The sequence below is a fragment of the Ruegeria sp. HKCCD8929 genome, assembly GCF_013031405.1.
GTDB lineage: Bacteria > Pseudomonadota > Alphaproteobacteria > Rhodobacterales > Rhodobacteraceae > Ruegeria.
Map to the genome: position 1 here is coordinate 25,191 of NZ_WPZY01000033.1, position 8,735 is coordinate 33,925.

Annotated in this window: 8 protein-coding genes and 2 tRNA genes; 1 reads left to right on the forward strand and 9 read right to left on the reverse strand. The window is 62.9% G+C overall.

All coding sequences use genetic code 11. The annotated features are described in order from the left end of the window. Nucleotides 1-16: 16 nt before the first annotated feature. From GOX53_RS24610 to GOX53_RS24650, 9 genes are all read right to left on the reverse strand, one after another. Complete coding sequence (locus tag GOX53_RS24610) at nt 17-790, reverse strand: ABC transporter ATP-binding protein (RefSeq protein ID WP_171181129.1); 774 nt, start codon at nt 788-790, stop codon at nt 17-19. Further along, entirely contained in the window at nt 787-1,551 is a 765-nt protein-coding gene (locus tag GOX53_RS24615) for an ABC transporter ATP-binding protein (RefSeq protein ID WP_171181131.1), read from the reverse strand. Before GOX53_RS24615 ends, GOX53_RS24610 begins: the two co-directional genes overlap by 4 nt. Then, nucleotides 1,548-2,645, reverse strand: coding sequence for a branched-chain amino acid ABC transporter permease (locus GOX53_RS24620; RefSeq protein ID WP_171181133.1), 1,098 nt, complete (start codon nt 2,643-2,645; stop codon nt 1,548-1,550). The genes GOX53_RS24615 and GOX53_RS24620 overlap by 4 nt, the downstream gene beginning before the upstream one ends. Before the next feature lie 4 nt (nt 2,646-2,649). Beyond that, on the reverse strand, nt 2,650-3,525 hold the full coding sequence (locus tag GOX53_RS24625; RefSeq protein WP_171181135.1) for a branched-chain amino acid ABC transporter permease: 876 nt from the start codon (nt 3,523-3,525) through the stop codon (nt 2,650-2,652). A 75-nt stretch (nt 3,526-3,600) separates the two neighbouring features. Then, the gene (locus GOX53_RS24630) at nt 3,601-4,629 is read right to left on the reverse strand and encodes a zinc-binding dehydrogenase (RefSeq protein WP_171181137.1); all 1,029 of its coding nucleotides are present in this window, start codon (nt 4,627-4,629) and stop codon (nt 3,601-3,603) included. 378 nt (nt 4,630-5,007) lie between these two features. Continuing rightward, a complete protein-coding gene (locus GOX53_RS24635; RefSeq protein ID WP_171181139.1) occupies nt 5,008-5,694 on the reverse strand; it encodes a hypothetical protein in 687 nt (228 codons plus the stop codon). Nucleotides 5,695-5,899: 205 nt separating this feature from the next. After that, nucleotides 5,900-5,974 (reverse strand) — tRNA-Asn (locus GOX53_RS24640). Nucleotides 5,975-6,114: 140 nt separating this feature from the next. Then, a tRNA-Asn gene (locus GOX53_RS24645) sits at nt 6,115-6,189 on the reverse strand. 65 nt (nt 6,190-6,254) lie between these two features. Further along, nucleotides 6,255-7,169 carry an MBL fold metallo-hydrolase gene (locus GOX53_RS24650; RefSeq protein WP_171181144.1) on the reverse strand — a complete coding sequence of 305 codons (915 nt, stop codon included), beginning with the start codon at nt 7,167-7,169 and terminating at the stop codon, nt 6,255-6,257. A 44-nt stretch (nt 7,170-7,213) separates the two neighbouring features. Between GOX53_RS24650 and GOX53_RS24655 the strand changes: the two genes are divergently transcribed. Further along, nucleotides 7,214-8,533 (forward strand): ATP-binding protein, encoded by a 1,320-nt coding sequence (locus GOX53_RS24655; protein ID WP_171181141.1) that lies wholly within the window; start codon nt 7,214-7,216, stop codon nt 8,531-8,533. The last annotated feature ends 202 nt before the right edge of the window (nt 8,534-8,735 follow it).

The window sequence follows — 8,735 nt, forward strand, 5'->3', positions numbered from 1 at the left end:
TGGCTCACCTCCTCGCTTATCGCCATGTCTTCTTGCGCTTCCAGCGGCGGTTTTCCCGCGCGCCTTCTTCCTGAACGCCCAGATAGAAGTTCTGGATGTCCTCGGACTTCATCAACTCGTCGGCCGTGCCGTCCATCACGATCCGGCCCACTTCCATCACATAGCCATCATGCGCCAGTTCCAGCGCGGCGCGGGCATTCTGTTCGACCAGCATCATGGTCATGTTCTGCTCGGTGTTGAGCCGTTTCAGGATAGCAAAGATTTCCTGCACGAGGATCGGGGAGAGCCCCAGCGAGGGTTCGTCCAGCAACATGATCTGCGGGTTGGCCATCAGCCCGCGCCCGATGGCCAGCATCTGTTGCTGCCCGCCGGAGAGTGTCCCGGCCTCCTGATCGCGGCGTTCGGCAAGGATGGGAAAGTAGGAGAATACCAGTTCCCGGTCGCGCTCGACCTGCGCCTTGTCGGGCGAGGTATAGGCGCCGAGGCTCAGGTTCTCGTCGACCGTGAGCAGGGGAAACACCTCGCGCCCCTCGGGGACATGCACGATGCCTTTCTGCACCACCTTGTGGGGTTCCGAGCCCTGGATGTCCTCACCGTCGAAGGTGATGGTGCCCTTTTCCGGGTCCATCACGCCCGAGACGGTTTTCATCAGCGTGGTCTTGCCCGCGCCATTGGCGCCGAGGATCGAGACGATGCGGCCCGGATGCACATCCAGCGAGACACCGCGAATGGCCATGATCGGGCCGTAAAAACTCTCGATATTGCGGATTTTCAGGATCGGCTCGGTCATGAGGCTTTCCCCAGATAGGCCTCGATCACCGCAGGGTGGGCCTGCACCTCTGCCGGTGTGCCCAGCGCCAGTTTGGCACCGTCCGCCATGGCCAGCACCCGGTCCGAGACGCCCGAGACCAGCCCCATATCGTGTTCGACCATCAGCACGGTGATCCCCATCTGCCGCCGGATATCGTCGATCCACCAGCGCATGTCGGTGGTCTCTTCGACCGACAGGCCGGAGGCGGGTTCATCGAGCAGCAACAGCTTGGGATCGGTCGCCAGCGCACGCGCCACTTCGACCACCTTGCGGACGCCGTAGGGCAGCCCCGCGATCATCTTGTCGCGATAGGCTTGCAGGTCGAGAAAATCGATCACCTCTTCGACCTTTTCGCGGTTTTCCACCTCCTGCCGTTTGGCCGAGGGGGTAAAGAACAACTCGGAGATCACGTTGGTCTTGCGGTGGCGATGCCGTCCGACCAGCAGGTTCTGCAACACGGTGGCATGTTCGAACAGCTCGATATTCTGGAAGGTCCGCGCAACCCCATAGGCGGCCACGCCCGAGGGTTTGACCTGCAACAGATCATGACCATCGAAGCGGATCGTGCCCTCATAGGGATCGTAGAAGCGTGAAATCAGGTTGAAGACCGTGGATTTTCCGGCGCCATTGGGGCCGACGATGGCAAACACCTCGCCTTCCTCAACCGAGAAGGACAGCCGGTCCACCGCCGTCAGGCCGCCGAATTTCAGGGTCACGTTGTTCAGCTCAAGCAGGCTCATCTAAGACGCTCCGTCTTGAGGTAGGATTTCTGCCGTCTGAACATGTCCTTGCGGTAGAAAGGGAACAGTTCGAACCAGGTGCGGATCTTCAGCCAGCGGCCATAGATGCCCATCGGTTCGAACAGGATGAAGGCGATCAGGATCAGGCCGAACACGCCGAATTCCAGCCCCGGAATGGCGACCGTGTTGCCGCCGATAACGGCGCCCACATATTCCTTGGAGATCGACAGGAACTGCGGCAGGAACCCGATGACAATGGCGCCGAAGAATGCGCCGTGGATCGAACCCAGTCCGCCGATCACGATCATCATGAGGAGCTGGATCGAGATCACAACGCTGAAGGTTTCGTTGTTGAACGCCCCCGCATAAAGCCCCATCAGCGCGCCCGCCCAACCGGTGACAGCGCAGGAGAGGCCGAACGAGATGGTCTTGGTCCGCGCGATATCGACGCCCATGGCCTGCGCCGACACCTCGCTGTCGCGCACGGCGATGAAGCTGCGGCCCAGAGGCGCGCGCAGCAGGTTGATATAGCCCAGCGTCACCAGCACGGTGACGGCGAGTACCAGCCAGTAGAAGGCGCGAGGTGTGCCCCAGCGGTCGACGAGAAAGCCGAAGATCTCGACCCCGCCGATGTATTTTCCGGCAACGCCCCCGGTGATGGGTTCGGTCAGCACGATGATGTCGTCCATCAGGATCGACAGGGCCAGCGTGAAGATCGCCAGATAGATGCCGTGCAGGCGCAGGGCAGGGATGGCGATGAGGGCGCCGATTATGCCGGTCAGGATGCCCGCGAGCGGGAAGACGATCAGGAAGGGGACGCCGGCCTCGATCAGGATCACGTTGGCATAGCAGCCAAAGGCCAGAAACGCGGCGTGGCCGAGGCTGGCCTGCCCGGTATGGCCGGTCAGGATCATCAGGCCTAGCCCGGCGATGGCCCAGATCAGTACGTTGGTCAGCTCGCCCAGATAGAAGTCGTCGAGCCACCAGGGCGCGAGCGCAACAACGGCCAGCAGGATCAGGTAGAGGCTCAGTTGATAGCCATCCTTCCAGGGGCGGATGTCCTGCATGTAGTCGGTTTTGAACACGATCCGCATAGGCCTAGACCTTCTTGACGCGCACTTGGGAGAACAGGCCGTGCGGGCGGAAGATCAGCACCGCCAACAGCAGCGCGTAAGGCGCGATCTGGCTGTATCCGGCAGCGATGTAGCGGCTGGCGAAGGGTTCGATCACACCCACGATCAATCCGCCCGCCAAAGCGCCGGGCAGGCTGCCGAAGCCGCCGATGACCGCCGCCGCAAAGGCCTTGATGCCCAGCAGACCGGTGTTGGGATCGACCGAACCCTTGGCGGCGAAGAGGATGCCCGCGACACCAGCGACCACACCCGCCAGCGCCCAGATCAGGCCCTGCACCCGCTTGACCGGTACGCCCATGTAATAGGCTGCCAACTGGTTCTGTGAGGCGCCCTGCATCGCCAGACCGAGTTTGGTCCTGCTGAAGAACACGTAGAGCGCCCAGGTGAGCAGGATGGTGACGATGATCACCGCGACATCCTCCATCCCCAACACTAGGCCGCCGAACCGCACCTCCTTGCCCGCCAGCGGGTTCTGCAGGGTCTGAGGTTCATGCCCCCAGATCAACCCGGCCACGAAGCGGATCACGAAACCCAGCGCGATGGTCAGGATTACCACCGCGGTCTGGCTTTCGCCGAACATGCGCCGGATCACCAGCCGGTCGAGCGCATAACCCAGCGCGCCCATGATCCCCAGCGAGACCGGCAGGGCCATCCAGAACGGCAGGCCCATATATTCGGTATTGGTCAGCCCGATGGTGACAAAGGCGCCCAGCATCATGAAATCGCCTTGCGCGAAATTCACCGCCTCGGTCGCCTTGTAGATCAGCACGAAGCCGAGCGCGATCAGGCCGTAGACACAGCCATTGGCCAGCCCGCTGATCAGCAGCTGCACGTTGTCCAAACTGTCCTCCCCGCGCCGGTTGTCCCGCGCCTCGTTGCGTTCCCGGTGCTCCTCACTTCACCGGGCATGATACCACTATGGCGTGATCATTATCTTTCCGTCAGTCTTTTTCGTTGCATCGGCCAATCCGGACACAACTTCGCGCAGCGGTAGATGCGTCGAGACGTCGGTTTTCCAGCGCCCGTCGGCAAAGCGGGCCTGCACCTCGGCCACCACGCGCATCTGATCGGCGGGCGGCGTGGACATCATCCATTGGGTCAACCAGAACCCCTCGATCCGCTTGCCCATGAAGATGAACTGACCCATCTGTGTCAGTCTTGGCGGTTCGGCGCTGAGCTTGCCGTAACTCACCCAGCGCGCCTTGTTGGGCATTGCGGCAAAGATCTGTTCCGAGAGCTGGTCCGACACCGCGTCGAGGAACACGCGCGGTTTCAGGTTCTTGCTGATCGCAGCGAACTGGTCGATCACATCCGCGTCCGTGGTGACCAGCACCGCCTCTGCGCCCAGCTCTTTCAAGGGTTCGACCGCCTCGGCGCGGCGGACCAGCGCGATGGGTTTCAGACCCAGATCGCGGCCCAGGCTGCACATAAGCTTGCCAAGCTGGCTCGTGGCCGCCGAAAGCACAAAGGCGTCACCGTCCGAGCGGGCGATGTCCACCATCGCCATGGCGGTCAGCGGGTTGACGATCTGCGCCGCACCGTCCTCGTCCGAAATGTCGGGGCGCAGGGGAATACACATTTGCGCCTGCGTCACCACGTATTCCGCCCAGGCGCCCGAGCCTGCTGCGACGAATGCCACGCGCTGGCCCATCAACCCCTCGGCGCCCTGACCCGCAGCCACCACTTCGCCACAGCCCTCAAAACCGGCGGGCGCGCCCTTGACCCGGGGCTGACCGTATTCGCCCTTGATGAAATGCAGATCAGACGGGTTGACCGAGGCCATGCGCATACGGATCAGAACCTGACCGGGTCCGGCCTGCGGCAGCGGCAGTTCTGCCTCGGCCAGCCAGTCCGAGGCGTCCTCGATAACCGGGCCGGTGGCTTCTCCGGAATACCCGTCGTGGGTCTGGGTCACCGCGAACATGGTTTCGGGCAGATCTGTCATCCTGAGGTCCTTTCGGCTGGACAAACGGGTAGGGGGCCTGTTGCACCAAATTCAACCGGGCTGCGGGCCTGGCCGATGTCAACGAGATTGATTGATCGAATCGGATCAACCCGGGTCGGCGCCAAACTCTGGCACATGCATATCAGGTCCGGGGAGGCGGCTGTAACGGGGTCTTGTCGGAATGTACTGGCGCCCGGTCGGGCATCGGTCTGGATCAAGGGACAAGTCCGTTCGGTTCAACGTGATCCAAGGCAAACATGGCAGCCAGCCCGCCGTCAATTCGCGTCTCCCATGACGTCACGGAAAACGTCTGTGCGGCGGGGCGGAAAAAACGCTCCGCCGCAGGTTTTTGAATGGCCGGCGAGCCGGTCCTTGCGCTTATTGCGTCAGGAGTTTGCTCAGTTCCTGCACCTTGTCGGCAAAGCTGTCAGGCGAATCCCGGATATCGGTCAAAAGCTTGACCGCCTGTGTCTTGATGTCTTCGGCCAGCGGGCTGGACTGCACGGCCGTGACCATTGTCTGGTAGTCGAAACCGTCGGCAGTCAGGATACCGCTGTCTTCCCAGGCCTTCATCAGCGCGGCCCCCGGATTTCCAAGCGCGGCAATCTGCTCGCCTGCCTGTTCGGTCAGGGAACTGGCCGCGTCCGAGGCCTGCTCGGTTGCGGATTCCACTGCCTCGGTGGCGCCTTCCGTCGCAGCCTCGGCGGTTTCGGTCACCTGCTGGGTCGCGGATTCTGCCGCTTCGGTTGCCTGTTCGGTCAGCGCTTCGGCGGCTTCGGTCGCCTCGTCCGTGGCGCCTTCAACCGCCTCGGTCACAGCCTGAGTCGCGGTTTCCGCAGCTTCCGTGGCCTGTTCGGTCACGGCCTCGACGGCGTCTTCGGCCTGTTCAGCCACCGAGCTTGCGGCTTCGGTTGCTTCCTCAGTCGCGGTTTCCACGGCTTCCCCTGCCTGCTCGGCAGCGCTTTCCAGCTGCTCGCCGGTGGTGGCTGGGGGTTGCTTCAGAACGTAATAGGCACCAGCGCCGATCGCGGCGATGATGACGGCAATAACAATCACTCGGGACATGTCTGGTCTCCTTTTGAATGGATGCGTCCCACATGGCAAAAATTCTGACAGCCGAAAGGGGGAATGTCCGAAAAACCTTTGCATTATCCGGGTTTGGGCCAGCTTTCGCTGAGGCGTAGGGCGGCGCAGGCAGGAACACGCCGCTGTGTGAACGGGCAAAGCAAAAGGGGTCCGACCGGTCTGGTCGAACCCCTTTCGTATCTTATGGCTCCGGCGGTAGGGATCGAACCTACGACCAATTGATTAACAGTCAACTGCTCTACCGCTGAGCTACGCCGGAACGGTTCGCGCCGTATAGCAACCCGGTTTTTCGGCGTCCAGAGGGTAGGGCGGTTTTTTTGAGTTGTGGATCGAGAATTCTGGACGCAACCATGCAACGCAGGCGGGCGTGCGCGGCGTAATTCTGTGGATTTAGAGGATTGGCTCCGGCGGTAGGGATCGAACCTACGACCAATTGATTAACAGTCAACTGCTCTACCGCTGAGCTACGCCGGAACGGTGCGCGCCGTATAGCAATCCGGATTCGGCTCGTCCAGAGGGGAAATCGGATTTTCTGCGCCTCAGGCGAGCCTGCGGAATTCGGCCGTGTAGGAGAGTTCTCCGACGGGGGCCACGCGGGATTTTCCTGCCAGATCAACCAGATGAGCAAAGACGTTGCGCTCGGCGGCGGGCAGCAAGGCGGCGGGCGTGTCGATGTAGACGCGCTCGGCCAGGTGCCGCGCTGTGGCGGGGGTGTCGGTCAGCGCCTCCAGGATGGCGGCCTCGCGGCCTTGCCGGTGCGCGATAAGCCAATCGAGGCGCCCGGCGGGGTTATTCACCGGTGCGCCATGGCCGGGGTGAAATACCCGCCAGTCGCGGGCGCGCAACCGGTGGCAGGCAGCCATGAAGTCGGTCAGGTCGCCATCGGGGGGCGAGACGAGAGAGCTGGCCCAGCCCATGACGTGATCGGCGGTGAAACAGGCTCCCTCCCACCCTAGCGCGATGTGATTGCCCAGATGCCCGGGCGTGTGAATCACTTCCAGCGTCCAGCCGTCGCCTTCGATCAGATCTCCGTCACCCACTTCGATATCTGGGCGGAACGCCGAGTCGATGCCTTCGCCGCCGCCAGCCAGTCCGCCGGCGGCCAGTTGCTGCATCACCGCGCTGCGCCCGGCCTCTGGCCCGCCAAAGGCCAGGACCGGAGCGCCGGTGCGGGCGGCCAGCGGGGCGGCGAGGGGCGAATGATCCAGATGCGTGTGGGTCACGACGATATGGCTGATGCGCTGACCGGGGGAAAGCGCGGCCAGAATTGCCTCCAAATGCGGCTGGCTCAGCGGGCCGGGGTCGATCACCGCCAGATCGCGGGTGCCCAGCAGGTAGGTGTTGGTGCCGCGATAGGTCATCGGCGAGGGATTTGGTGCGAGCACCCGCCGCAGTCCCGGAGCCAGTTCGACCGGCACACCCACAGCCGGGTTGAAATCGTCTGGCGGCTGCATCATCGGCTCTTCCTCTCGTTCTGGCGGCCCGCTAGGCTTAGCGCATGTCCTTCCGGTGGCTCAAACCCTATATGCCGCGCAGCCTCTATGCCCGTGCGGCGCTGATACTGGCGCTGCCCATGGTGGTGGTGCTGCTGGTGGTGGCAATCGCCTTCCTTCAGCGCCATCTCGAAGACGTCACGGCACAGATGACCCTGACCGTGTCGCGTGAGATCGACATGATCGTGGATCAGGCGGACATGGCCGACAATCAGCAAGAGGCGTTGAACAAGGCAGGCCCGACTTTGGAGGCCCTGCAGATGCAGGCCCGCTTTGTGACCCCTGATCCCGAATACAGCGCCGACTGGCGCCGGTGGTACGATTTCACGGGCGCGGTCGTGCAGCGCAACATACACTTTCTGCTGCCGGATGCGCAGGCTGTCCTCCTGCCCAGTAGCCGCCAGACGCTGGTTTATCTGGAGACCCGTTTGGGCCTGCTGGAGCTGTCCTTTGACCGCCGCCGCCTGTCCCCCGCGGCGCCGCATCAGCTGATCGTGACCATGGTGTTCTTTGCGGTACTGATGACGACCATCTCGTTCCTGTACATGCGCAATCAATTGCGGCCGATCACCAAGATGGCCGAGGCGGCGCAGGCCTTTGGCCGGGGCAGGGTGGTGCCCTATGCGCCCCGGGGCGCGGTTGAGGTGCGCACGGCAGGGCACGCCTTTCTGGACATGCGCGCCCGAATCGAACGGCAGATCGAGCAGCGCACCCTGATGCTCTCAGGCGTCAGTCACGATCTGCGCACGCCGCTCACCCGGCTGAAGCTGGGGCTGGCGATGATGCCCGAGGAGGAGGCAGCACCGCTGCTCAAGGACGTGGACGAGATGCAAAGCCTGCTCGACGCCTTTCTCGATTTCTCGCGCGGCGCTTCGGAAGGGACACCCGAGGCAGTCGATCCTGCGGCGCTGCTGAGCCAGATCGTCGAGGATGCCCAGCGCGCCGGGCGTGCCGTCGAACTGACCGAATGCGAAGGCCAGGGCACCGCCATGCTGCGCCCCACCGCCATCCGCCGCGCCGTCGGCAACCTGATCGGCAACGCGGTGCGCTATGGCAACCGCGCCGAGGTCAGCCTGATGATGACCCCCAAATCGCTGCGCATCCGGGTCGAGGACGATGGCCCCGGCATCCCGCCCGAACAGCGCACCGAGGCGGCGAAACCCTTCTCTCGCCTCGACCCGGCGCGCAACCAGAACCAGGGCACCGGGGTGGGGTTGGGTCTGGCCATCGTCGCCGACATCGCCCGCGCCCATGGTGGCGCGTTGCGGCTGGGTGAAAGCGAAAAGCTGGGCGGCTTGTGCGCGGATATCGTGATCGGGCGGTGATGCTGGTAGGCCCGGAGGGGCACATGAGTTGTATAAAATAATATACTTAGGATGGTTGGCTTTTGAATGAATGTAGCCCCAGTTTGCTAACTTCAAGCTAAGGTTACGTCAGGAAATTGCGGGAAAAATCCTCAATCCACCAAGTACTAGGGTCAGGATTCATAACCAGTAGATGACGGTTGCTGCGAGTGCGATGGCGGAC

Bases quoted from the DNA above. Each gene is read 5' to 3' on its own strand.
- GOX53_RS24610 (WP_171181129.1), bottom strand. From the start codon at position 790: ATGACCGAGCCGATCCTGAAAATCCGCAATATCGAGAGTTTTTACGGC.
- GOX53_RS24615 (WP_171181131.1), bottom strand. From the start codon at position 1,551: ATGAGCCTGCTTGAGCTGAACAACGTGACCCTGAAATTCGGCGGCCTG.
- GOX53_RS24620 (WP_171181133.1), bottom strand. From the start codon at position 2,645: ATGCGGATCGTGTTCAAAACCGACTACATGCAGGACATCCGCCCCTGG.
- GOX53_RS24630 (WP_171181137.1), bottom strand. From the start codon at position 4,629: ATGACAGATCTGCCCGAAACCATGTTCGCGGTGACCCAGACCCACGAC.
- GOX53_RS24635 (WP_171181139.1), bottom strand. From the start codon at position 5,694: ATGTCCCGAGTGATTGTTATTGCCGTCATCATCGCCGCGATCGGCGCT.
- GOX53_RS24650 (WP_171181144.1), bottom strand. From the start codon at position 7,169: ATGCAGCCGCCAGACGATTTCAACCCGGCTGTGGGTGTGCCGGTCGAA.
- GOX53_RS24655 (WP_171181141.1), top strand. From the start codon at position 7,214: ATGTCCTTCCGGTGGCTCAAACCCTATATGCCGCGCAGCCTCTATGCC.